Annotated in this window: 19 protein-coding genes and 9 tRNA genes; 20 read left to right on the top strand and 8 right to left on the bottom strand. The window is 53.1% G+C overall.

The annotated features are described in order from the left end of the window. Window positions 1-54 precede the first annotated feature (54 nt). Window positions 55-798 carry a hypothetical protein gene (locus HUF19_RS09510; protein ID WP_260996430.1) on the bottom strand — a complete coding sequence of 248 codons (744 nt, stop codon included), beginning with the start codon at window positions 796-798 and terminating at the stop codon, window positions 55-57. Between the two features lie 183 nt (window positions 799-981). Between HUF19_RS09510 and HUF19_RS09505 the strand changes: the two genes are divergently transcribed. The 4 genes from HUF19_RS09505 to HUF19_RS09490 all read left to right on the top strand — a co-directional run bounded on the left by HUF19_RS09505 (window position 982) and on the right by HUF19_RS09490 (window position 1,448). Further along, window positions 982-1,057, top strand: a tRNA-Glu gene (locus HUF19_RS09505). Window positions 1,058-1,083: 26 nt separating this feature from the next. Beyond that, window positions 1,084-1,159, top strand: a tRNA-Gly gene (locus HUF19_RS09500). Window positions 1,160-1,269: 110 nt separating this feature from the next. Beyond that, window positions 1,270-1,345: transfer RNA gene (locus tag HUF19_RS09495), tRNA-Glu, on the top strand. A 27-nt stretch (window positions 1,346-1,372) separates the two neighbouring features. Continuing rightward, a tRNA-Gly gene (locus HUF19_RS09490) sits at window positions 1,373-1,448 on the top strand. An 86-nt stretch (window positions 1,449-1,534) separates the two neighbouring features. On the opposite strand, the gene HUF19_RS09485 is transcribed toward HUF19_RS09490, so the two are convergent. Next, window positions 1,535-1,936: a PA2817 family protein gene (locus HUF19_RS09485; protein WP_260996429.1), complete on the bottom strand. Its 402-nt coding sequence runs from the start codon at window positions 1,934-1,936 to the stop codon at window positions 1,535-1,537. Window positions 1,937-1,958: 22 nt separating this feature from the next. On the opposite strand from HUF19_RS09485, the gene HUF19_RS09480 reads away from it, so the two are divergent. Genes HUF19_RS09480 through queF form a run of 3 tightly spaced genes read left to right on the top strand, consistent with a single transcriptional unit; the run spans window position 1,959 to window position 4,489 of the window. Beyond that, window positions 1,959-2,882, top strand: coding sequence for an ABC transporter ATP-binding protein (locus HUF19_RS09480; RefSeq protein WP_260999485.1), 924 nt, complete (start codon window positions 1,959-1,961; stop codon window positions 2,880-2,882). Continuing rightward, window positions 2,879-3,655 carry an ABC transporter permease gene (locus HUF19_RS09475; protein ID WP_260996428.1) on the top strand — a complete coding sequence of 259 codons (777 nt, stop codon included), beginning with the start codon at window positions 2,879-2,881 and terminating at the stop codon, window positions 3,653-3,655. Before HUF19_RS09480 ends, HUF19_RS09475 begins: the two co-directional genes overlap by 4 nt. Before the next feature lie 12 nt (window positions 3,656-3,667). Beyond that, window positions 3,668-4,489: an NADPH-dependent 7-cyano-7-deazaguanine reductase QueF gene (queF, locus tag HUF19_RS09470; RefSeq protein WP_260996427.1), complete on the top strand. Its 822-nt coding sequence runs from the start codon at window positions 3,668-3,670 to the stop codon at window positions 4,487-4,489. A 77-nt stretch (window positions 4,490-4,566) separates the two neighbouring features. On the opposite strand, the gene HUF19_RS09465 is transcribed toward queF, so the two are convergent. Then, entirely contained in the window at window positions 4,567-5,955 is a 1,389-nt protein-coding gene (locus tag HUF19_RS09465) for an adenylate/guanylate cyclase domain-containing protein (protein WP_260996426.1), read from the bottom strand. 188 nt (window positions 5,956-6,143) lie between these two features. On the opposite strand from HUF19_RS09465, the gene HUF19_RS09460 reads away from it, so the two are divergent. The 11 genes from HUF19_RS09460 (at window position 6,144) to HUF19_RS09410 (ending at window position 12,929) form a co-directional block, all read left to right on the top strand. Beyond that, window positions 6,144-6,710, top strand: a complete 567-nt coding sequence (locus tag HUF19_RS09460) for a nitroreductase family protein (RefSeq protein ID WP_260996425.1) — start codon at window positions 6,144-6,146, stop codon at window positions 6,708-6,710. Window positions 6,711-6,793: 83 nt separating this feature from the next. Beyond that, window positions 6,794-6,881, top strand: a tRNA-Ser gene (locus tag HUF19_RS09455). Window positions 6,882-7,663: 782 nt separating this feature from the next. Then, window positions 7,664-9,181, top strand: coding sequence for a glutamate--tRNA ligase (gltX, locus tag HUF19_RS09450; RefSeq protein ID WP_260996424.1), 1,518 nt, complete (start codon window positions 7,664-7,666; stop codon window positions 9,179-9,181). A 152-nt stretch (window positions 9,182-9,333) separates the two neighbouring features. Beyond that, window positions 9,334-9,409 (top strand) — tRNA-Ala (locus tag HUF19_RS09445). Window positions 9,410-9,430: 21 nt separating this feature from the next. Beyond that, window positions 9,431-9,506, top strand: a tRNA-Glu gene (locus HUF19_RS09440). 35 nt (window positions 9,507-9,541) lie between these two features. Then, window positions 9,542-9,617: transfer RNA gene (locus HUF19_RS09435), tRNA-Ala, on the top strand. Window positions 9,618-9,635: 18 nt separating this feature from the next. Then, window positions 9,636-9,711, top strand: a tRNA-Glu gene (locus tag HUF19_RS09430). A 183-nt stretch (window positions 9,712-9,894) separates the two neighbouring features. Continuing rightward, the gene (locus tag HUF19_RS09425) at window positions 9,895-10,455 is read left to right on the top strand and encodes a KdsC family phosphatase (RefSeq protein ID WP_260996423.1); all 561 of its coding nucleotides are present in this window, start codon (window positions 9,895-9,897) and stop codon (window positions 10,453-10,455) included. Beyond that, window positions 10,452-11,459, top strand: a complete 1,008-nt coding sequence (locus HUF19_RS09420) for an NAD-dependent epimerase (protein ID WP_260996422.1) — start codon at window positions 10,452-10,454, stop codon at window positions 11,457-11,459. The genes HUF19_RS09425 and HUF19_RS09420 overlap by 4 nt, the downstream gene beginning before the upstream one ends. Window positions 11,460-11,466: 7 nt before the next feature. Then, the gene (kdsB, locus tag HUF19_RS09415) at window positions 11,467-12,234 is read left to right on the top strand and encodes a 3-deoxy-manno-octulosonate cytidylyltransferase (RefSeq protein ID WP_260996421.1); all 768 of its coding nucleotides are present in this window, start codon (window positions 11,467-11,469) and stop codon (window positions 12,232-12,234) included. A 278-nt stretch (window positions 12,235-12,512) separates the two neighbouring features. Continuing rightward, window positions 12,513-12,929, top strand: a complete 417-nt coding sequence (locus tag HUF19_RS09410; protein ID WP_260996420.1) for a DUF3429 domain-containing protein — start codon at window positions 12,513-12,515, stop codon at window positions 12,927-12,929. A 21-nt stretch (window positions 12,930-12,950) separates the two neighbouring features. On the opposite strand, the gene HUF19_RS09405 is transcribed toward HUF19_RS09410, so the two are convergent. The 3 genes from HUF19_RS09405 to purB form a co-directional block, all read right to left on the bottom strand. Continuing rightward, window positions 12,951-13,862: a GNAT family N-acetyltransferase gene (locus HUF19_RS09405; protein ID WP_260996419.1), complete on the bottom strand. Its 912-nt coding sequence runs from the start codon at window positions 13,860-13,862 to the stop codon at window positions 12,951-12,953. Continuing rightward, a complete protein-coding gene (locus tag HUF19_RS09400) occupies window positions 13,852-15,021 on the bottom strand; it encodes a cupin domain-containing protein (protein WP_260996418.1) in 1,170 nt (389 codons plus the stop codon). The genes HUF19_RS09405 and HUF19_RS09400 overlap by 11 nt, the downstream gene beginning before the upstream one ends. Before the next feature lie 78 nt (window positions 15,022-15,099). Then, window positions 15,100-16,467 carry an adenylosuccinate lyase gene (purB, locus tag HUF19_RS09395; RefSeq protein WP_260999484.1) on the bottom strand — a complete coding sequence of 456 codons (1,368 nt, stop codon included), beginning with the start codon at window positions 16,465-16,467 and terminating at the stop codon, window positions 15,100-15,102. 225 nt (window positions 16,468-16,692) lie between these two features. Here purB and HUF19_RS09390 point away from each other — a divergent pair, with 225 nt between their 5' ends. Next, entirely contained in the window at window positions 16,693-17,253 is a 561-nt protein-coding gene (locus HUF19_RS09390; protein ID WP_260996417.1) for a DedA family protein, read from the top strand. Window positions 17,254-17,356: 103 nt separating this feature from the next. On the opposite strand, the gene HUF19_RS09385 is transcribed toward HUF19_RS09390, so the two are convergent. After that, window positions 17,357-18,193, bottom strand: coding sequence for a 6-carboxytetrahydropterin synthase (locus HUF19_RS09385; protein WP_260996416.1), 837 nt, complete (start codon window positions 18,191-18,193; stop codon window positions 17,357-17,359). A 316-nt stretch (window positions 18,194-18,509) separates the two neighbouring features. Here HUF19_RS09385 and HUF19_RS09380 point away from each other — a divergent pair, with 316 nt between their 5' ends. After that, a complete protein-coding gene (locus HUF19_RS09380; RefSeq protein WP_260996415.1) occupies window positions 18,510-21,464 on the top strand; it encodes a hypothetical protein in 2,955 nt (984 codons plus the stop codon). Between the two features lie 75 nt (window positions 21,465-21,539). On the opposite strand, the gene HUF19_RS09375 is transcribed toward HUF19_RS09380, so the two are convergent. Then, complete coding sequence (locus HUF19_RS09375) at window positions 21,540-22,484, bottom strand: nucleoside recognition family protein (RefSeq protein ID WP_260996414.1); 945 nt, start codon at window positions 22,482-22,484, stop codon at window positions 21,540-21,542. Window positions 22,485-22,516: the final 32 nt, after the last annotated feature.

Raw genomic sequence — 22,516 nt, 5'->3', positions numbered from 1 at the left:
CTGAACTTTACCTCAGATAACATAACAGGCACAGGTTGTTGTATCAGGCCTGTCTTAAAAGTGTTTTTTCTTCCAGGAATCGTCTTCAGCGTTAAGCAGATCAGTGCCTTCTGCCAGTCGCGTGCCGCTGGCTGCAGGCTGGCGTTCTTCCTGATGTTGAGCGATGCGTTGCTGGATATTGTCCAGTGTGTTTTTCAGCTCATCCGGCAGGTTGCTGAGTTGTTGCAGGGTTGTTTCGGCTTTTTTCAGGTAATGAACCGCCTGGGCGGGGTTGTTGACGCTGGCGGCCGCGGTTGCTTTGGAGTCAAACACGGCGATGGCAACTTTGACGTTAAGCAGTTTGGCTTCCTGCAAAAGCTGACGTGCCTGCTCTGTGGAAAGGTGTTGTTTCTGATGGCTTGTCCGTATCAGCTCCTGCAGTCGCTGAATAACGTGACGCATTTCCTGCGCCTGTTTGACTTGTCCTGGCAGCCGGGCCGGTGGTCTTGGTGTTGCATTCAGCCAGGTCAGTGCATCTTCCATCGCTTTGTTACAGCGTTTGTTGCTGGGGGCTTTCAGTTGGGTCAGTTCAGCGCCGTGGTATTGAATTTCCTGAGCCATAAAATGCAGCATGGGAACTGAAAGCCATGCCTGCAGGCTTTCGCCAATCATACTCAGTTCACCCATCTGATCGGAATGCAATACGGCCAGTCTTGCCTGTTCAAGGCGTTTCTGTTCTTGCCAGCGCATAAAAACCAGGGCGCCAACGGCTGCCAGAGCTGTAAAAATTGCCAGAATAACCAGACTGGTGGTGGACATGTGTTTCCTGCTTCCTTTCCTGGACCCCGGAGAGTCGATGATAAACGGGATTTGTCATAACACCGGAAATAGAGACCGTCCGGTTTTAAGCACGCCTTTTGTAAGTGTAGCTGTAAAAATCTTATTTACAGGGGTTGACGACCTAAAACTCCATCAATAGAATGCGCGCTCCTTGATTGAGACGTCCCCATCGTCTAGAGGCCTAGGACACCGCCCTTTCACGGCGGTAACAGGGGTTCGAATCCCCTTGGGGATGCCATTTAATATGGCAGCTTAATAAAGTGCGCGGGAATAGCTCAGTTGGTAGAGCACAACCTTGCCAAGGTTGGGGTCGCGAGTTCGAGTCTCGTTTCCCGCTCCAATTTATGAAACTCAGGTTTCAGCGGCTTAATCAGGAAGTTGTTGATTTAAAAGAAAAAAGTTCTTGCAAATCAACAAAAGCGCAGTAAAATGCGCAGCGTGTTCAGCGATGTCCCCATCGTCTAGAGGCCTAGGACACCGCCCTTTCACGGCGGTAACAGGGGTTCGAATCCCCTTGGGGATGCCATTTAAAATGGCATAAGCAAGAAAAATTGCGGGAATAGCTCAGTTGGTAGAGCACAACCTTGCCAAGGTTGGGGTCGCGAGTTCGAGTCTCGTTTCCCGCTCCAAATTCTAAAAAAGCTGCCTTTATGGCGGCTTTTTTTATGCCTGCGATTCAGGTCTCCTGCCGCAAGGCGGCAGGGTGCTGGCTGATTCAGGCGTTGAAGCCGGGGGTTGGCTTCAGCAGCAGGGCTTTTGTCGCCTGGCGGTCAAAAGGCTTTTGTTCCTGCTGGTGTTGGGCTTCAATTTCGTCGATCTGCTGGAACAGGTCGATCTCTTCATCGGTCAGGAAATGCAGGCAGTCGCCACCGAAGAACCACAGCAGGTCGCGGTCTATGGCGGGTGATAATTGTGGGTGATGGCTGAATATATGGGTAATCCAATCCTGTCCCATGGTATAGCCTGAATCAGAATGTTGCGTGAGCTGATCAATAACCTGCGTCAGCTGATGTAGAATCTCATCACTGATAATGCCACCGGCCTGGCTCTGCGCCTTGCTCAGGCGTTCATGGACCTGCTGCAGCAGTTGGATATGATCATTCAGTCGTTCACTCATTAATACGCTCTTAAGGTTAAAAATTATGGTTCCTGCCCTCGTGGTGCGAAATTTATCCAAGGTATATGACAATGGCTTTCAGGCACTGAAAGGCATCGATCTGACCGTAGAGCAGGGCGATTTCTTTGCTTTGCTGGGCCCCAATGGCGCCGGCAAGTCGACCACTCTGGGTATTCTATCGGGTCTGGTACAAAAAACATCCGGCAATGCGGAAGTTATGGGCTTTGATGTTAACGCTGAGGCCTTTTCGGCGCGGCGCTATCTGGGCGTGGTGCCGCAGGAGTTTAATTTTAATCAGTTTGAAAAGGTGTATGACATCGTCATCACTCAGGCTGGCTATTTTGGCCTGACGGCGGCGCAGGCGGCTCCCAATGCTGAAAAATTGTTACGCGCACTCGATTTATGGGAAAAGCGTGAGCAGCAGGCGCGCATGCTCTCAGGTGGTATGAAACGCAGGCTGATGATCGCCCGTGCACTGGTGCATGAGCCTAAGGTTCTGATTCTGGATGAGCCAACGGCAGGGGTGGATATTGAGTTGCGTCGTTCTATGTGGACGTTTATGCAGGAGCTTAACCGCGCCGGCACGACGATTATTCTGACTACGCATTATCTGGAAGAGGCGGAGCAGCTGTGCCGTAATATCGCCATTATTAATCATGGCGAAATTATTCAGGCAACCAGTACGCGAAAATTGCTGAGCCAGCTCGGTACTGAGACCTTTATCTTCGATCTTAATTCCGCCGTGGCAGATGATTTTTCTCTGGCCGGATTTGACTGTCAAAAGATGGCAGATGATTGCATTGAGGTTGTTGTGGAAAAAGGTCAGAGCATTAACCAGATTTTTGCGCTGTTAACGCAGCAGGGTGTTGAGGTGCGCAGTATGAGAACCAAATCCAATCGTCTGGAAGAATTATTTGTTGGCCTGGTCCGGGGGGCAAACGCATGAGCCCTGCCCGTATTCAGTGGGTTGCTTTCTCAACCATCGTGACCAAAGAAATCCGTCGTTTTACCCGTATCTGGCAGCAGACGTTGTTGCCGCCGGCCATCACCATGACATTGTATTTCGTGATTTTTGGTCAGCTGATCGGTTCCCGTATCGGCCAGATGGGTGGCGTCGATTATATGTCCTTTATCGTCCCCGGGCTGATTATGATGAGCGTTATCACCAATGCTTACGCCAATGTATCAAGCTCGTTTTTCAGTAATAAATTTCAGCGCAGCATTGAAGAGCTGATGGTAGCACCGGTTCATCCGGGAACGATTCTGCTTGGTTATGTCTGCGGTGGCATTGCCCGTGGCGTTGGTGTTGGCATTATCGTGACGCTGCTGTCTTTGTATTTTACCAATCTGCAGATTCATAATCTGTTGGTGGTGTTTCTGGTGATTTTATTGTCGGCGATGCTGTTTTCGCTGGGCGGGTTTATTAACGCGATCTTCGCCAGTAAATTCGACGATATCTCTATTATTCCGACCTTTGTAATAACCCCTTTAACCTATCTTGGCGGGGTATTTTATTCGATTAATCTGTTGCCGGAGTTCTGGCAGGGCGTTTCCCTGTTTAATCCGATTCTGTATATGGTTAATACATTCCGTTACGGCATTTTGGGTGTGTCAGATGTGAATATCTGGTTCTCATTAGGAATGCTGGTGTTTTTTATTGTTGTGCTTTCGGCCTACAGTCTCTGGCTGTTGCGTCGTGGTGTCGGTATGCGGCAGTGATTGGAGTTTAAAATGGCGTCAGTAACAAGTGAACACAACCCGCTGGGCAAAGTATCAGCGTATAAAGACGAATATGATGCGTCCTTACTGTTTCCGATTGAGCGGGAAGAAAGCTGGCGGGCGCAGGGGCTTGATCGCCATGAAGTACCGTTTTACGGCGTTGATATCTGGAATGGTTACGAGATTTCCTGGCTGAATGCCAAAGGCAAGCCGGTGGTTTGTCTGGCGGAATTCCGTATCCCTGCAAGCAGTCGTTTTCTGGTTGAATCCAAGTCGTTCAAACTCTATCTGAACTCTTTTAATCAGACCCGCTTCGATGATGCGGAACAGGCTCGCCTGCGTATGGCTGATGATTTATCTGCGGCGGCTCAGGGGGATGTTCAGGTGATCTTTCATGCGGTTGATGCAAACTTTCCGCAGCCGCCAGTTGCTCACTGTATCGATGATCTGGATATTGAGGTCAGCAGTTATGATCTGGATGCTTCACTGCTGAAAACAACAGAAGGGCAGTTCGAAGGCTGGTTGTGCAGTCACTTGCTGAAGTCCAATTGCCCGGTTACGGGCCAGCCTGATTGGGGGACGCTGTATATTTATTATCGTGGCCAGAAAATCGATGAGGCTGGTTTGCTGGCTTATATCGTTTCACTGCGCCAGCATCAGGATTTCCATGAGCAGTGTGCAGAGCGTACTTATCGTGATATTTCACTGGCGTGTAAGCCAGAATCGTTAACCGTGTATGCGCGCTATGTGCGCCGTGGCGGTCTGGATATTAATCCTTTCCGTACCTCTGAGGCGGATTTTTCGGCTGAAAATTTCCGCTTGGTACGCCAGTAAAAGTGCTTGGTAAGCGTTAGGGTGAGTATAAAAAAAACAGCGGCCAATGCCGCTGTTTTTTTATTGGTGTAAAGCGATCAGGTGCTGACTTTGCCGCGGATTTTATTGGCCGCTTTTTCGAGCGCGTCGGCCACTTTTTCCCGTTCTTCTTCGCGGATTTTGTCGGACTCAAGGTAGAGCGAGAAGCCTTCTGATTCGTGGTTCATAAAACTTGGGTTGGAGCCCAGATCACGGCGATAATCCATCACCTGATACAGCGGCACCGGGTCGCGGAAGCCTTTCACCATGGCACTGCCACGCTGGCGGCAGATGATTTTATCTTTAATTAAAGCGTAGGTTTCGTGTGAAACCAGAATCTCACCGGCATCCGCTTCACTTTCGAGACGGCTGGCGAGGTTCACTTCTTTACCGATAATGGTGTAATCCATGCGGCTTTCGGTACCAAAGTTACCCACGGTGCAGTAGCCGGTATTGATACCCATGCGAATCTGCAGGGGGGCTGTCATGCCATGTTCAGCCCATTGCTTGCGTAATTTGAGCATGTGACGGCGCATTTCGATGGCCATGGATACACAGGCAAGGGCATCGCGTTTGGTGCCTTTGCTTTTCGGATCACCAAAGAAAATCATCATGCCGTCACCGATAAATTTATCGATGGTGCCGCCGTACTTGAGAGCAATGCGCGACATATCGGTGAGGTATTGATTCAGCAGGTCGGTAAAGGCTTCGGCTTCCATTTGTTCTGAAAGAGAAGAAAAACCAACGATATCGGAGAAAAAGATAACCAGCTTTTTACGCTGGGTTTCCAGTTTAGCCTGGCGGCGTCCGGAGAAAATGGATTCCCACACCTGAGGAGCAACGTATTTTGATACCTGGTGGGACAGAGCCTGAAAACGCTCAACCTGGCCCTGAAATTTTTGCTTCAGGCGGATCAGATCCCGCGCCTGGCGGTTGCTGTTGAAAGCTGAAATGCCAAGATGCAGGCCAACACCAAAGGCCGCCGTTAAAAACAGCTCGGTCGGAACCGGTGGGGCAGCTTCGTGGCCGAACAGCAGAATGCCGGCTGCAGCACCGGAGATCAGCGAAATAATGCAGAAGGCCCAGGCGGTAATGCTGCCGACAATAATAAAGCTGGTGTTGATCATGATCAGGAATAATACGGTCAGCTCAATCGGCAGTTGGATATAGCCGAGGAAAACGCCACAGAGTATGGCGTCGAAGTGAATCAGGAACTGACGGGTGGAGTAGGCACGTTTCTGGCGGAAAGGGCGACTCAGAACATAGACGGTATGGGGATAAAGAATACTGACAACAGCGACCGCAATAGCCTGTTCTTTAAAGTAGCCAAGCAGAATGCCCATTAAAACCGTGACGGCAGCGACCCCATAGCCCAGAATCCGGGCCATGTAGTCTTGTTTTGGTAATGTGGTTTCCGCGAAATGTGACGGGTCCTGACGGTTAGACATTGTGAAGGCCCGAAAAAATTGTTGTTCTTATAATGGGTGACACGGTTCGACCAGTGGCAATGATTGATAACATCTATATACCCAGAATAAGACAGCTCAGCAAGTGCATGACGGCTAAGTCAGGCTTTTCGTTAAAGGTCGCGACTTTACAATAGACATATGAAGAAAAAATTGATTTGGATGCGCCTATGGAAGCTTTACAAGTGTTGACTGAACGAGTGTCTGTTCCACAGCTGACAGGACCGGACATTACGCGACAGCAGCAGGAGATATTGTTGCGTGCGGCGTTGCGGGCGCCTGATCACGCCTGGTTGCGTCCCAGTCGCTATCTGCTGGTAGAGGGCGACGACCGGCGCTTGCTCGGAGAGTGTTTCCTGCGGGCAACACCGGGCTGGCAGGAGTTAAGTGCCGAAAAACAGCAGAGATTACTGAATATGCCGCTGCGGGCTCCTTTGCTGATTGTTGCGGTCAGTCGTATTCAGGAGCATCCGAAGGTGCCGCGCGATGAGCAGCTGCTGTCTACAGGAGCTGGTGTGCAGAATATTCTTAATGCCGCCTGGGCGATGGGGCTGGGGGCTATCTGGCGGACCGGTGATATGGCGACCAATCCAAAGGTTGCTGAAGCTCTGGGTCTGCAGGCTTGTGATGTCATTGTTGGTTTTGTCTATGTCGGGCATATCAATGGTAGTCTTAAGCAGCCCCCGGAATTGCCTCTGGATGATTTTGTTACCCGCTGGAAGCCGAAATCGTCATAAAAACAAGCAATTAGCGCAGATTTTCTGTTGACGCACGGGGCGCTGCTACGTATAGTACGCGGCCTCTGAGCAGTGCTCAGTTAGGTGAGGTGTCCGAGTGGCTGAAGGAGCACGCCTGGAAAGTGTGTATACCGCAAGGTATCGAGGGTTCGAATCCCTCCCTCACCGCCACTAATTTTAAAAACTGCATAGTCGTCAGGCTCTGCGGTTTTTTTATGCCCCGTATTTGCGTAAAAGGTCGGTGAGAGGAGGGTGCCGAGCCCTCGTGGGTTCGTACCGAGCGTAGCGACAAACGCCCGGAGCCTGCGACGGCGTTCATCCCGACCGGGTTTATGCTGTGGCGTAGTCGGGATATCCCTCCGCTGACTCATATCGGCCACTCATTTTAAAAAACCGCATAGTCGTCAGGCTCTGCGGTTTTTTTATGCTCCGTGTTTGCGTAAAAGAACGGTGAAGGGAGGGTGCCGAACCCTCGTGGGTTCGTACCGAGCGTAGCGACAAACGCCCGGAGCCTGCGACGGCGTTCATCCCGACCGGAAAAGTATCGTGGCGTGGTCGGGGATCACCCTCCACATCCTCGTATCGGCCACTAATTTTAAAAACCGCATAGTCGTCAGGGTGTGCGGTTTTTTTATGCCCCGTATTTGCGTAAAAGGTCGGTGAGAGGAGGGTGCCGAGTCCTCGTGGGTTCGTACCGAGCGTAGCGACAAGCGCCCGGAGCCTGCGACGGCGTTCATCCCGGCCGGGTTTATGCTGTGGCGTAGTCGGGATATCCCTCCGCTGACTCGTATCGGCCACTCATTCTGAAAACCGCATAGTCGTCAGGCTCTGCGGTTTTTATGTTCGCGGTAAGTTATGCGTAGCGGTTGGTAATGCAGCGGACCGGTGCGTTATGTGCGTGAATTCTCTATAATCCTCCGCCTTAAATCCGCATGTCACAGAGAACACCATTTATGACGGTCCGCACCCGTGTTGCACCTTCGCCTACCGGCGATCCGCACGTAGGTACTGCCTACATCGCTTTATTCAATCTGGCTTTTGCCCGCCAGCATGGCGGCCAGTTTATTCTGCGTATTGAAGATACTGATCAGGCGCGCAGCACCCCTGAATCTGAACAGGCCATTATGGACAGCATGCGCTGGTTGGGTCTGGAGTGGGATGAAGGTCCGGATGTCGGTGGTGAATTTGGCCCTTATCGCCAGAGCGAGCGCCGTGATGTGTACCTTGAGCACGTGCAGAAGCTGCTCGACAGTGGTCATGCCTTTAAGTGCTACCGCACCGCTGAAGAGCTGGATGCTCTGCGTCTTGCCCGTCAGGAGCAGGGCTCGCTGACTGCACTCAAACCTTCCGATCTGCTGTTGCCTGCTGATGAAGTTGCCCGTCGCGAAGCGGCAGGTGAGCCTTATGTGGTGCGTATGAAGGTGCCGGAAGAGGGCGTGTGCGTGGTGGACGATATGCTGCGCGGTGCGATTGAACTCGACTGGGCTCAGGTCGATGCGCAGATTCTGCTGAAATCCGATGGCATGCCGACTTACCATCTGGCTAACGTGGTGGATGATCATCTGATGAAGATCACCCACGTTATCCGTGGCGAAGAGTGGATCAGCTCTGCGCCTAAGCACAAGCTGCTGTACGAATACTTCGGCTGGGATATGCCGCATCTGTGTCATATGCCGCTGCTGCGCAACCCGGACAAGAGCAAACTGAGCAAGCGTAAAAACCCGACCTCGATCCTGTTCTACGATCGCATGGGCTACATGCCGGAAGCGCTGCTTAACTATCTGGGCCGTATGGGCTGGTCGATGCCGGATGAGAGTGAAAAGTTCACCCGTGATCAGATGTTTGCCAACTTCGATATCAAACGTGTATCCCTTGGCGGGCCGGTGTTTGATGTGGAAAAACTGCGCTGGCTGAACAGTCTGTGGGTGCGTGAGCTGGATGCTGAGACCTTTGCTCAGCGCTTTGCCGCCTGGGGTTTGCGTCCGCAGAATATTCTGCCTGTGATTCCGCATGTGCAGCCGCGTATTGAAACCTTCTCCGATGTTGTACCGCTGGCCGGGCACTTCCTGTCGGGTCTGACGCCGCTGACGCCCGCCAGCTTTGAGCATAAAGCCTATGACGAAGAGCGTCTGCTGACCGTGCTGCAGTTTGGTTTGTGGCAGCTGGAAGAGATTCGCCACTGGAGCAAAGAAGACATCGAAGCACGCCTGTTTGCGCTGGCGCGTCTGTTGGATATTAAGGTCCGCGACTTCCTGTTCCCGTTCTTTATTGCTATTGCCGGTACCTCGGCCACCATTTCCGTACTCGACAGCATGGCGCTGCTGGGACCGGATATGAGCCGTGCCCGTCTGCGTCATGCCATTGATGTGCTGGGCGGTGTTGGTAAGAAAAAAGCCAAGAAGATGGAAAAGGACTATCAGCAACTGTCAGCAGCCATTGCCGCTGAACTGAGTGCTGCGGCAGAGTCCTGATTTATTACGGCTGCCCATTCTGCCCATCGGGTGGGAAGGGCAGCCGGTAATTTTGGCTAAGTTGTTGTTTCAGAAAATTTTTTCGCTCATTTCTTACGTCATAGGTTGACAGTGCAGAAGGGCGTAAGTAATATTCGCGCACGTTTTGAGACGGGGCCTTAGCTCAGCTGGGAGAGCGCAACACTGGCAGTGTTGAGGTCAGCGGTTCGATCCCGCTAGGCTCCACCATATTCTCAAAGCAGTCCTTGTGTCCCCATCGTCTAGAGGCCTAGGACACCGCCCTTTCACGGCGGTAACAGGGGTTCGAATCCCCTTGGGGATGCCATTTTTGCATCAGCCTTTTCAGGTTGTACTGCATACGGGGCCTTAGCTCAGCTGGGAGAGCGCAACACTGGCAGTGTTGAGGTCAGCGGTTCGATCCCGCTAGGCTCCACCAATTTTTGTTCGTCCTTGTGTCCCCATCGTCTAGAGGCCTAGGACACCGCCCTTTCACGGCGGTAACAGGGGTTCGAATCCCCTTGGGGATGCCATTTTTCTGACCGTTCTGGTTATATTCTTCGTATTCATAGCTCATATTTTTTTGCTGTAACAGGCTGGCTTCTCTGCTGCTTTGCCATAACACTGCTTCGTTAAACGCGTTACAATGGCGGCATATTCTGTGCCTGGGCAACGGCTGTGGTACAGACCCGTACAGGCGTTTTCAGGATGCGGTTATGGTACATCTTCCCAATGTGATTAAAGAAAAAGCCCGCGCTATTAAACTGGTTGTGTTTGATGTTGATGGCGTACTGACCGATGGCACGCTGACTTATTCTGCCGATGGCGAACAGGTGAAACATTTTAATGTTAAAGATGGCGTCGGTATTAAGTTACTGGATAGCTACGACATTGTGACCGCCATTATTTCCGCCAAAGAATCTGCACCACTGGCGCGCCGTGCGGCCGATCTGGGCATTAAGCATTTCTTTCCGGGCACCAAAGATAAATGGGCGGTGTTATCAGCCTTAATGGATGAGTTGTGGTTTGAACCTGGCGAAGTCTGTTATGTCGGCGACGATGTGATTGATCTGAAGGTCATGAAAAAAGTCGGTTTAAGTATCGCGCCGAAAGATGCCTTCTGGATGGTGAAAGATCACGCCGATTTAATTACTGAAGCCGAAGGTGGCCGGGGCGTTGCCCGCGAAGTGGCCGATATTGTACTTGGCAGTCGTATGCCGCTGGATGAAGCTTATATCAAGGCCATGCTGCCTGGGTTTGAGGATAAAAAAATATGAATATTCTGGTAACCGGTGCGGCCGGTTTTATCGGTGCTTTTACCAGTAAGCGCTTTGTTGAGCAGGGTCACGAAGTTATCGGGATCGATAACCTCAATGACTACTACGACGTGAATTTAAAGCACGGGCGTCTGGGCTGGTTGGCTGAACAGTCTGGTTTTACCTTTAAGCAGGTCGAACTTTCTGACCGTGCTGCGGTTGATGCGGTGTTTGCCGAACATAAATTTGACCGTGTTGTGCATCTGGCGGCACAGGCTGGTGTGCGTTATTCCATTACCAATCCGCATGCCTACGTCGACAGTAATTTAATTGGTTTTGTGAATATTCTTGAAGCCTGTCGTCATAATGAAGTAGGGCATCTGGTTTACGCCTCGTCCAGCTCGGTCTACGGCCTGAATACCAAAATTCCGTACAGCACCTCCGACCGTGTGGATCATCCGGTATCGCTGTACGCCGCGACGAAAAAATCCAATGAATTAATGGCACACACCTATGCCCATCTTTATGGTTTGCCGGTAACCGGTCTGCGCTTCTTTACCGTGTATGGCCCCTGGGGACGTCCGGATATGGCGTACTTCAGTTTTACCCGCGATATTCTCGAAGGCAAAACCATTAACGTCTTTAATCATGGCAAGATGCAGCGCGACTTTACCTATGTCGATGATATTGTCGAAGGTGTAACCCGTATCACCCAGAAAATTCCTCAGGGCGTGAGTGGCTGGACGCCGGAAAGCGGCGACTGCTCGCGCAGTTCTGCGCCTTATAAAATTTACAATATTGGCAACCATAACAGCGTTGAACTGGGCACCTTTATCGAAACCATCGAAAATGTGCTGGGTAAAAAAGCCAATAAAAACTATATGGAAATGCAGCCGGGCGATGTATTGGCGACCTATGCCAACGTTGATGATCTGGTTGAAGATGTTGATTTTGCTCCGAACACACCGCTGGCAGAAGGCATTGAACGTTTTGCCCGCTGGTACCGTGATTTTTATAAGGTATAAGCAATAAATGGCTGATTATAAAATTGTGATTCCGGCCCGCTATGGCTCCAGTCGTCTGCCGGGTAAGCCGCTGATTATGCTGGCCGGTAAGCCCATGATTCAGCATGTTTATGAACGTGCGCTGGCAACCGGTGTGCAGGATATTGTGATTGCCACCGATGACGAACGCATCCGCGATGCGGCTTTGGCTTTTGGTGCGGATGTGGTGATGACCTCACCGGATCATGAAAACGGCACTGAACGTATTGCCGAAGTTGCGCAGATTAAAGGCTGGGATGCTGAGGCTGTGATTGTGAACCTGCAGGGCGACGAGCCGCTGATCCCTCAGTCTTTAATCGAGATGACCGCTGCCAGTCTGCTGGAAAATCCGCAGGCCGGGATGAGCTCTGTCTGCACACCGTTAAAGCATGCGGCAGACGCGTTTGATCCGAACGTGGTGAAAGTGGTGCTGGATCGGGCGCATTTTGCCATGTACTTCAGCCGTGCTTCGATTCCCTGGGATCGTGATGCCTATAAAATCAGCACAGAGCAGATGACCGGTAAAATGCCGGTGTACCGCCATATCGGTATGTACGGTTATCGTGTGTCCTTTCTGCAGCAATATACCAGCATGGAACCCTGCGCACTGGAAACTACCGAATCTCTGGAGCAACTGCGCGCTCTATGGTACGGCGTCAAAATCCATATGTCGGTGATCGATCAGGCGCCGGGTCATGGCGTTGATACCCAGGATGATGTGGCGCGGGTTGAAGAGCTTTTGCTTGGCCTGAGCTGAGTAATTTTTCTTTTTTGCGCTTAATTGTCTTAAGAATGGCTGCAGTGTCCAGCGCTGTAGCCATTTTTTTAGATACTTTTTGTTCTGTCTGAGCTATTTTTAGTTTTTAAGTCTTTGAAAACACGGGTTTTCCGGACTTAAGGCACCTCTGAATACTTTCCTGATGGTTGTGCTGGCACTTCGTCGTCTGTTCCGGGCGTTGTTGTGGCTGTTCTGTTATTCCGGTTTCTATTCAGGTGCGCCGAAATACAGGCCTTGTTGAAGTAAGGAGTACCACGATGGCATTGTCTATTTCTGAAAAGCTCGGTTATGCCGGTCTGCTGCCTTTTATTGCGGGCGCTGCGGCGGTCGTTCTGTCGCTTGAGGGTGGGGAAGAATTTTTTAAATTATATTCGCTGCTGATTCTGGCATTTATGGCTGGCGGTTGTTGGGGGGTAGAACAGGCGAACCCGGAGCAGATTGATGAAATTCCGCTGGAGTTATCGATCGGTACTTTTCTCTGGGGGTTACTGGCGTATTTTCTGCCAACCAATGTGGCGGTGCTGATGTTTATGGTCGGATTCTGGCTGTTGCTGTGGACTGAAACCAATCCGATCTTTAAAAGGGCTTATGCTGAGTCTTATAAGCGTTTGCGTAATATTCTGACGGCAGCGGTTACCATTCTGAATGTGATCGTATTTCTGGCTGTTCACTGAGTGACGTCTGGCAGGCGGGGCTTACAGCCCCAGTCTGCGCCCTTCTTTACATGGCTGGCTGCTGCGCCACCATTCCTGAAACTTTTCCATCTGGCGGGCTACCGTTGGCCGGTCATTCATGCAGGCGGTGACCTTATTGCGTTCAATGCGGATAAAAGCCGCTGGCGTCATTAAAACCAGATTGATATCCACCGCTGAATGAACCTGCAACTGTATGCGGCTGCTCATCCGTTGTTGCAACTGCAATAACGGGTGGTCGGCAATACCCGGATATTCGCGTGCAATTAAAATGCGGATGCTGCGCTGGCGTGCGCCACGCAGATAGCGGTTAAGGCAGGAGAGTGTGGTTTTGTCCGACCAAAGCGGGTGGTTAAGATCGGCGATGCAGAAATTGATGGCTGCAGGGGCAAACTGACTGGCAATCTGCAGTATCCCTTCCGCCGCTGCAGGCTGCTCCAGTACATACACTTCGTTGTCTTTGCCGGGCATAAACTGCTCGCTGCCCTGGCTGGAGCGTCCCAGTACTTTACTCATGCGCACATGGGGAATGCCTGCATCCCAGCAGAATTCGGTTTCCGGTGAGAAGCCGTTGTGGTGGTAAAAGCCATAGGCCTGGGTCTGAACGCTGGCACGCAGAATACGCCCACGCATTTCTTTTTCGTAGTGATGTTCTACGGCGCGCAGCAGGCGCGTCCCCCAGCTTTGGTGGCGGTATTCAGGTAAGACTGCCATACGCCCGAAATAGCCGTTGCTCAGCAGGCGGGCGCAGCCGACCGGGCGCTTGCCGTCGCGGGCAATAAAATGCACCGCGCTGGCGTCTTCGGCATCCCATTCGAGTTCTTCCGGGACATTCTGCTCCTGAATAAATACGCGCTGTCGGATGGCGCGTAACAGTTCCCGGTGTTCACTCCAGTTGGCGGTTTCAATCTCCAAATTCACTCTCCGGACTGTACAGCATATGACGTTGCCAGAGGCTGACCAGTAATTCTCGGGAGGTTGTGCTGGCCAGCAGATTCAGCAAGCTCTCAGCTTCATATTGGCTGTTGTCGGCCAGATAGGCAACCAGCGCCAGATCGCTCAATGGCAGGGTCCAGCTGTGACCAAGGGCGAAGAAGCTGCACTGGTTATCCTGCTGACTGTAAGCAAAGCGGGCAAATTCAGAGCGGCGCCATTGCTGATAGTGGCTCAGCTCTTCACTCAGTTCTTCCCAGCTGGCGTCATCTCTTGGCTCCGGCAGCTGTTCCGGGTATTTGGCTTCGGTCATCAGTTTGCCCAAAACCTGCTGCAGACGCTCGTCATCGTTGAGGGCAGCGGTCAGCAGCGCACGCAGGCGCGCGATCGCGTCCTGATCAATCAGGCCCGGGGTCTGGGTTGGGCGGATGCCGGCATCGGTGTAGCGCTGATCTTCACTGGCGCTGGCGAGAATATCGTCCATGGCGGCCTGTGCCAGTTCCGCCTGGCTTGGGGCGCGGAAGCCGATGGAGTAGGTCATGCACTCGCCCTGAGCGATACCGTAGTGGGCCAGCTGTGGTGGCAGGTAGAGCATGTCGCCGGGGTTCAGGGTCCAGCGCCCGGTTTCGTCGAACTGTTGCAGGACGCGGATTTTCGGCCCTTTAAGAATCGGTGAGTCGTCGCTGCACATCTGGCCGATACGCCATTCGCGCTGGCCTTCGGCCTGCAGCAGGAATACATCGTACTGGTCGTAATGCGGGCCAACGGAACCGCCGTCGACGGCATAGCTGATCATCAGATCGTCGATGCGCCAGCTCGGCAGAAAGCGGAAATGCTCAAGAATATCCGCCGCTTCCGGAATCCAGTGATCGACGGCCTGCACCAGTAAAGTCCACTTGCTTTGTGGTAAGGCGCGGTAATCGTCTTCTGTGAAAGGGCCGGTGCGGATGGTCCAGGGACCGTCTTTGCCTTCTTCTTCGACTAAGCGCGATTCAATTTCCTCTTCCAGGCTCAGACCGGCCAGCTCGGAGGAGCTGAGCAATGGCTCGAAGTCCGGCCAGGCGTTGCGGATTAATACCGGTTTCTGCTGCCAGTAATCGCGCAGGAATTCTTCAACCGTCAGATGACCCAGAATATGCATAGTGTGTTACTCAGAATACGGATACAAAAAAGCCTCCGCCAGAAAGGTGCTGGCGGAGGCTTCCGATGTTAACGCGGCTTAAACGTTCTTCGCCTGATCTGCGGCATTACCGATGTAGGTAGCCGGAGTCATGGCATTCAGCTCGTCTTTGGCAGCTTGTGGCAATTCCAGTGAGGCAATGAATTCAGCCATCGCGTCACGGGTAATGGCTTTGCCACGGGTAAAGGCTTTCAGTTTTTCGTATGGCTGTTCAATGCCGTAGCGGCGCATCACAGTCTGTACCGGCTCAGCCAGAACTTCCCAGGCGTTGTCGAGATCCTGAGCGATACGCTCGGCATTGACCTGCAGCTTGCTGATGCCTTTCAGGCTGGCCTGATACGCCAGCAGGCTGTAGCCCAGACCAACGCCCATGTTACGCAGTACGGTGGAGTCGGTCAGGTCGCGCTGCCAGCGTGAGATCGGCAGTTTCTGCGCCATATGAGTCATCACTGCGTTGGCGATACCGAGGTTGCCTTCGGAGTTTTCGAAGTCGATCGGGTTCACCTTGTGCGGCATGGTCGAAGAGCCTACTTCGCCAGCAATGGTGCGCTGTTTGAAGTAACCATTCGAGATGTAAGCCCAGATGTCGCGGTCAAAGTCGATCAGGATGGTGTTGAAGCGGGCGATGGCATCGAACAGTTCGGCGATGTAATCGTGTGGCTCGATCTGGGTGGTGTACGGGTTGAAGGTCAGGCCCAGAGAAGTCACGAAGGTTTCAGCGTTGGCCGCCCAGTCGATATCGGCGTAGGCCGACAGGTGAGCGTTGTAGTTACCCACGGCACCGTTGATTTTGCCCAGCAGTTCAACTGCTTTGATCTGCTTGATCTGGCGCTCAAGACGGGCCACTACGTTGGCCATCTCTTTACCCAGCGTGGTTGGCGAGGCGGTCTGACCGTGGGTACGTGACAGCATCGGCAGGGCAGCGTTTTCGTGGGCCAGGGCGCGGATCGCATCGGCGACTTCCTGCATAACCGGCAGCATGACGTCGTCACGACCGGCTTTCAGCATCAGTGCATGGGACAGGTTGTTGATGTCTTCAGAAGTACAGGCGAAATGCACGAATTCATTCACCGCCATCAGTTCGCTGTTGTCGGCAAACTTTTCTTTGATGAAGTATTCCACCGCTTTCACGTCGTGGTTGGTGGTGGCTTCGATGGCTTTGATGCGCAGGGCATCTTCTTCACTGAAGTTGGCAACGATGGCGTCCAGCTGCTGCTGGGTAGCTGCCGAGAAGGCCGGAACTTCGGTGATGGCTTCATGGGCCGCGAGGCGCTGTAACCAGCGGATTTCCACTTCGACGCGGGCGCGGATCAGGCCGAACTCGGAGAAAATCGGACGCAGCTGCACGGTTTTGCTGCCGTAACGACCATCAATCGGAGAAATAGCGGTCAGGGCAGACAGCTCCATTGGGTTCTGGGAGGACATAGCGACTCTCAACGGACAATGAATGTAAGAATTTTAAGGCGCGCAATTCTACCGGATTTTTTTGCATATCTCAGCATCGGGGTGGATTTTACTGCGCGATCAATGGTTGTGGTGTTCTGCATCCCCGGTTTCCGGCTGTCATCTGGCTGTCACAAAGCTGCGGGTAGAATACGTGCGCTGTTGTTGGCCACTATCTGAGAAGTTTTCATGCTGGACTCATTGCTGAGTTATTCCGACAGCCCGGTGTGGCTGGTTCTGGTGGTGATTGTGTCGACCTTTATGCTGGAGGATCTGGCGATTATCGGCGCCGCTATGCTGGCCGCGAGCGGTAAACTGGCGCCGGAAGTGACGTTTGCAGCAATCTGTAGCGGTATGTTTATTGGCGATACCGCCCTGTATCTGGTTGGCCGGCTGGCGCATGTCTGGCCCTGGCTGGCAAACAAATTCCGCCATGATCAGATTCAGCGTCAGGTAAAACCTTTGCAGCAGGCCCCCTGGCATCAGCTGGCGCTGATTCGCTGTATGCCCGGGTTGCGTACGTTTGGATATATCGCCTGTGGTCTGGCGCGGGTGCCGGGCTGGACTTTTACCCTGGCCAATGTGGTTTCTATCGTGGTCTGGGCAGCGTTGATTTTTTCCGTGGCCTTTATGCTGGGTAAGCAGTACGCCGAAACCCTGCATGAGTGGTTGTGGTTTGCACTGCCGCTGGCGCTGCTGGTGTTTATTCTCGGACAACGGCGTTTGCGGGCCCGGATGGAAGCGGCCTGACAGCAGGCAGGCTGAACAAAAATCAATAAAAAAAGCGGCCCTGTTTCTGGAGCGTGAAGGTGCAATGGAAACAGGGCCGCTTTTGTTTTGGCTTGTATCAGGATCAGGCTTTTGCAATGGCGCCTTTATTAACACCTTCAAAGGCACGCACTTTGACCTGACTGGTCGGGTGTTGCTGTTTGATGGTGTCGGCCAGATGGCGGGCGATAAATTCAACGGTGGTATCAGTATTCATCATGTAGTTGCGGCTTTCGGGTAGGGATAACTCGAATTCGCCTTGTTGTGCGCTGTAGCGGAACAGCAGCTGGTTATTGTCGTTGCTGATCAGGTCTTCTTCGCTGCCCAGATAAATATCGGCCCAGCGTTCTGCCCATTGTTGTTCCAGTGCGCTGCTGCGCTCATCGTTAAGCCAGATCTGAATGCGTGAGCGATGACCGTGGGCGATGCGCTGGCAGTTACCATTGTGCTTCTTCAGGCCGTGACTGTAGTGGTAAAAGGCGCCATCAATGTCTTCAGCAGCGAAGCTCAGGGTCAGTTGTTCAACGTTGACCGGAAAATGGCTGCGCAGTTGTTCGCGGCACCAGTGGGCAACGCTGTCGGCATCGATTTGTCCGGCATCGACCAGAGCGACGGCCTGGCGCGGCGCACGCATCTCCAGCAGCTCGCCGTTGTCGTACCGCCAGCTGAGTTCAATCATGTCAGCGCTGTGTTTCAGGGTCAGGGCCGGTGACTGAACCGGTACCAGCAGGCGGTGATCGAGCTCGTCGTCCAGCCAGTTACGCAGTGTCTTTTTAACAATGCCGAAGTCGCAAACCATGCCCTGATCGTCGAGTGCGCCATCGAGTACGGCGGATGCCCACCAAGTTTCACCCACCAGGCCGCGCCTGGCGTCCAGGTAGCTGAAATCGACGTTGGTGAGTTGCTCTACGAATAACTGCATGGTGTTCCTCTGGTGTTCCGCGGTTAGGCAATGCCTGAAGATAAGGCTTCGCCTGAAATAGCCGCGCATTCTAGCGGAAAGCGGCCATCAGGGCATAGCATTGTGCGGCCGGAAACCCGGCACGGACTGCGCCGCGAAGGGATTGAACCTGTCTCAGCTGTCCGGGTCTATGCACTGCGCTGCGTTCATAATGAGTGGTATTAAGTGGTTGCTGAGCTATCACCGCTGACAAAGCCTGTTATGATAGGCGGCATTTTTATACCTGAACGGCGCGCGGGTCACAGCGCGGCCGGTATTAACAGAGTGATTCCTTTGTATGGCTATGCATAAACTTCTGACTGCTTCTCTGATGTTTCCTGCGCTTGTGGGGCTGGTGTCCGGCTGCAGTGACAGCGGCTCCTCTTCTTCCTCAACGGTGTCGGTTTATGTTCAGGCCGGGCAGGAAGATATCAATCATGCCATTGTGCGCTCGGCGGCAATCACCGAAGCCGGCTGGCCGAATGAAGATGCCGAAGGTCGCCTGGTACGCTCAGAGTACGTAACCGATGAGGAAGGTGCGGTTAAAGCCGTTATCTCCACCGGTGAGCTGCAGCTATTTGAAGTGGTTGGGCGTGAAGCCGACGCGGTTACCGCGACGGTGGCAACCACGGTCCGTTGTCAGTGGGTGGGCGGCTGTGCTGCTGGTGCATTTGCTGCCGATATGGCACAGACAGATAATCTGGGCTGGCGCTCGGTTGCTTATGATCTGAACAAAAATGAGCGCATCCGCGTAACGCCGCTGACGGATCTCGCTGCTCAGCTGGCATTCGATTATGTCTATAACGAGAGTGCCGATGCCGGTGCTACTGGTGTGCCGAATGTACCGGATGTGCCGGATGTCGCTGTCGGTTGGGTTGAGACCGGTTATTACTCGGCGTTCTCCGTTGAGCAGGCGATTTCTCAGGTGTCGCGGGTGTTTGGTATCAGCAATGTACAGACTACAGAGCCAGCGGACCTGACTCAGATTAATGAATGGCGTAAAGCCGATGCCGCCAAAGCGGCTGACAGTATTCGTTATGGTGCCTTGCTGGCGGCCTGGGCGCATCGTGCAGAGAATTACACGCCGCTGGTTACTGGTGTTGACTTTACCCATGCCGTCGCTGCTGATTTCAGCGCAAATAAAGGCCAGATGATGCAGCAGGGTGGTACCCAGACGCTGAATCTGACCGCACTTTATACCGATGCTATCGCCAATCTGCAGGCGCTGAACGTTACGGATGCCACTCTGCAGGGCTATATTGCCGGCGTTGTTTCTGGTCTGCAGGCGGATATTGATGCTTTTGCTGCCGACACCCTGACCGCTGAGGTTCCTGACACGCTGCAGTCGTTGTTTGGTCAGAGCGAATACGATGACTTTGTGCTGGGCATTAAACGGACCAAAGCCTTTGTTGGTGTGCTGCGCAACTACAGCGAGACATTCTTTGAAGACGGCTATAAAGCCGAGATTGATCAGTACGTTGATCTGCTGAAAAAAATCGGCGATGAGCATGCCGCTAATCTGGATTTAATTCTTGATGCTTATCGTGAAACGGCAGAGCTGTATCAGGAAACGTATCTGGCAGGCGGCGCTAATGTGTGTGCCAGTACTGCTCTTTATCCGTGGGTGACATCCTGCACCTATAGCAATGGCACCATGACGCTGAACAGCGGCAAAATTATCGTCAGCCAGGCGGTGGCCGATGTAAATACCACGGATGCAGACGACAACCCGACTTCGTCCAATGCTATCGATATACTGATTCGCGGTACCTATGAGCAGGGCACGCTGCGTTTTGTCGTCGATAATGTCTATGAAGATGACAATGCCGCTAATGACATTCTTTCGGCGTCCGGGGTGCGCGTGTATTTCACAACACCGGTGAGCGAGCTGGCTGATCCGGCGGGGAATGAAATTCTGGCGTATGAAATGCGCTGGTCGGATTTTTCACTGTACGACACCAGTCGTGTCGGGGGAGCTGAAGAAGCCGAGGTAACCGGCAGCTATCGCATTTTCTTCCGCGGCGTGAAAGACCCTCAGGACAGTAACAGCGAACGTCGTTTTAATATCGACACCGTGGTGCTGAATGGCCGTATCTCCGATAAGGTCGGCGATGACAATGAGCAGGATGTGGATTACTCAAGCCTGTACGTTGCCGCAACCAGCACTAACGCTGCCCAGCACTACCCAGAGAAGGAGTTTGCTTCTTTTAACGGATTTTTCACTCCGAATCCGGTCTTTGCCAAGGGCAGTATTCAGAACGATCTGGTGAGCTATGCCACCGGTGAGCAAACGATTGGCGGGCAGAATGTACAGTATCTGGATTTTTATGTGCCGCTCGGTGAGTCGCAGCGCTTCCGTTTTTATCCGACGGTAAGGCGTGAAGATACGAATGACTCGGATCGAGACGGCGATATAACCGAACTGGTCAGCACCCACGATCTGGAAATCTGTGAACTGAATGATTCCGGCAGTGGCTGGGCTGTCAGCTCCTGTCAGCCAAAGCAGCGCCTGTATGCCGAGCGTGATCTGCAGTTGGCGATTAACGATCTGTGGGAAGCGGGCGTGTTTTCGCGCGTGGAAATTCCCGGTCGTGGGGTTTACTTCGTTACCTGGCCAACCAATACGGCAGACTCCAATGGCTGCCTGACACTGGCGCCTCTGGCGGAAACCGGAATGCCAATGAGTGGTGAGCTTTATGAGCCCATGGTGCTTGGACTGAATGCCGTGCGGGTGACCGGAGAGGTGCGTCTGAATGACCAGCCGCGTACCTTGCTGGATGTGTTGCTGAATGCACCGGATGCTGACCGTTACAAGCTGACAGCTGCGCTGTCGCATGATTATTCAGGCCTGACCAGCAGTGATGTTTATCTGGGAACCGGCTCGGCGTTAGATCGTATTGTGCTGAGCTTTGATACGGATTCCACCTTTAAAACCACCGGCAGTGTGGCGGTCTATAAAGACGGCGTAGCGCTGACGCTGGAAGATGGAACGACCACGACTCTCGACAGTGAGCTGACGGCCTATCTGCAGCAGAACTACAACCTGGCGCCGCTGCCGTACAAATACATTACCGGTGCCGATGGCAAATACGATCTCTGTGTGCTGGAAAATGTGTCTGAAGTGACCGACAGCACGGTGCTTTCTGATGCGGTGTTCACGCTTAACTTCCGTGATGTGGTCTACGGCCGTATCCGTCAGGAAAATGGTATCTGGCTGATCCGCTATATCGATGGTAGCTGGGAGATGCTGTAACTTCGCAGCGCTGAACAAACAAAAAAGCGACCTCCGGGTCGCTTTTTTTATGCGCGCTCTGCAAAGCTGCGAAGTTTATGTGAACAGCCAGAAATGCCCGGCGGTGCGTAAAGCGATACCAATCAGTGCGCCATAAATGGCTGGGCGGACAACGGCGGCAACAGGCTTGCCTGCGGCAATCAGAATGGCAACGCCGGCAACATCGAGCGGACACAGAAGCAGACCGGCGAGCAGGTTGATGTCCTGTGCGCTGAGTAGTCCGAGCTGCATCTGTTCCATCGCGATGCCCATCATGGCAGTGCCGCCGGCGATGTATTTGGTGATGGCCAGCAGCAGAGTTTGCTGCGGAAAGCCGAGGGCTGTAAGTAAAGGAGATAGCAGGCTTTCGAGTTCGCTGATAGCGCCGGTCAGACGGATCAGATTCACGGCCACCAGAGCAACGACCAGCAAGGGCAGTGCACCCATGGCGATATCCCAGGCATCGCTGCCGGCGCGGCGGATAACCTGCAGCAGTTTGCCGTGCTCGGGATCGGCCTCTGGCATCAGTTCGGCAGATGGCGGTGCGCTTTCTTCTGCACTCAGCGTGCGGCCGAAACCATAGTAGGTTGCGGCGGCAGCAATCAGACCGGCTGGAATAGCCAGTAGCAGGGTGGTTGGGATATCCAGCCCGGCAGCGGCCATCGGAAATACAACATTAGCTTGCGCCAGAGCCAGTACCATGGCCAGGGTGGCGGCGATATGGCGTGGAGAGGAGCCGTTACGCGCCATAATGGCCAGTGTCGCGATCGGTGCGGCAAAGCTGACCATAGAGACCTGAATCAGGGCGAACACCCCCAGACCCGTCAGGCCGAAAGGGCGCAGCAGCGGGCTGACTACGCGGACAATGCGGTGCAGCAGGCCGCGGGCTTCAAGCCAGCGCATGATGCTGAGCATCACAATCATAATGGGCAGCAGAATAAACAGCGCGAGCTCAACTGCTGAGCGGCCGGAGCTGAGAATGGTGGTGGCAATCTGATCCATAAACGCGGTTCTTGGTGAAAACGCAGACAATA

Source organism: Thalassolituus hydrocarboniclasticus, from assembly GCF_025345565.1.
In the GTDB taxonomy this organism is placed as follows: domain Bacteria; phylum Pseudomonadota; class Gammaproteobacteria; order Pseudomonadales; family Oceanobacteraceae; genus Venatoribacter; species Venatoribacter hydrocarboniclasticus.
This window is presented reverse-complemented; position numbering and strand designations above follow the sequence as displayed.

Coding starts and splice junctions, on each gene's coding strand:
- HUF19_RS09510 (WP_260996430.1), bottom strand. CDS start 798: ATGTCCACCACCAGTCTGGTTATTCTGGCAATTTTTACAGCTCTGGCA.
- HUF19_RS09485 (WP_260996429.1), bottom strand. CDS start 1,936: ATGAGTGAACGACTGAATGATCATATCCAACTGCTGCAGCAGGTCCAT.
- HUF19_RS09475 (WP_260996428.1), top strand. CDS start 2,879: ATGAGCCCTGCCCGTATTCAGTGGGTTGCTTTCTCAACCATCGTGACC.
- queF (WP_260996427.1), top strand. CDS start 3,668: ATGGCGTCAGTAACAAGTGAACACAACCCGCTGGGCAAAGTATCAGCG.
- HUF19_RS09465 (WP_260996426.1), bottom strand. CDS start 5,955: ATGTCTAACCGTCAGGACCCGTCACATTTCGCGGAAACCACATTACCA.
- HUF19_RS09460 (WP_260996425.1), top strand. CDS start 6,144: ATGGAAGCTTTACAAGTGTTGACTGAACGAGTGTCTGTTCCACAGCTG.
- gltX (WP_260996424.1), top strand. CDS start 7,664: ATGACGGTCCGCACCCGTGTTGCACCTTCGCCTACCGGCGATCCGCAC.
- HUF19_RS09425 (WP_260996423.1), top strand. CDS start 9,895: ATGGTACATCTTCCCAATGTGATTAAAGAAAAAGCCCGCGCTATTAAA.
- HUF19_RS09420 (WP_260996422.1), top strand. CDS start 10,452: ATGAATATTCTGGTAACCGGTGCGGCCGGTTTTATCGGTGCTTTTACC.
- kdsB (WP_260996421.1), top strand. CDS start 11,467: ATGGCTGATTATAAAATTGTGATTCCGGCCCGCTATGGCTCCAGTCGT.
- HUF19_RS09410 (WP_260996420.1), top strand. CDS start 12,513: ATGGCATTGTCTATTTCTGAAAAGCTCGGTTATGCCGGTCTGCTGCCT.
- HUF19_RS09400 (WP_260996418.1), bottom strand. CDS start 15,021: ATGCATATTCTGGGTCATCTGACGGTTGAAGAATTCCTGCGCGATTAC.
- purB (WP_260999484.1), bottom strand. CDS start 16,467: ATGGAGCTGTCTGCCCTGACCGCTATTTCTCCGATTGATGGTCGTTAC.
- HUF19_RS09390 (WP_260996417.1), top strand. CDS start 16,693: ATGCTGGACTCATTGCTGAGTTATTCCGACAGCCCGGTGTGGCTGGTT.
- HUF19_RS09385 (WP_260996416.1), bottom strand. CDS start 18,193: ATGCAGTTATTCGTAGAGCAACTCACCAACGTCGATTTCAGCTACCTG.
- HUF19_RS09380 (WP_260996415.1), top strand. CDS start 18,510: ATGGCTATGCATAAACTTCTGACTGCTTCTCTGATGTTTCCTGCGCTT.
- HUF19_RS09375 (WP_260996414.1), bottom strand. CDS start 22,484: ATGGATCAGATTGCCACCACCATTCTCAGCTCCGGCCGCTCAGCAGTT.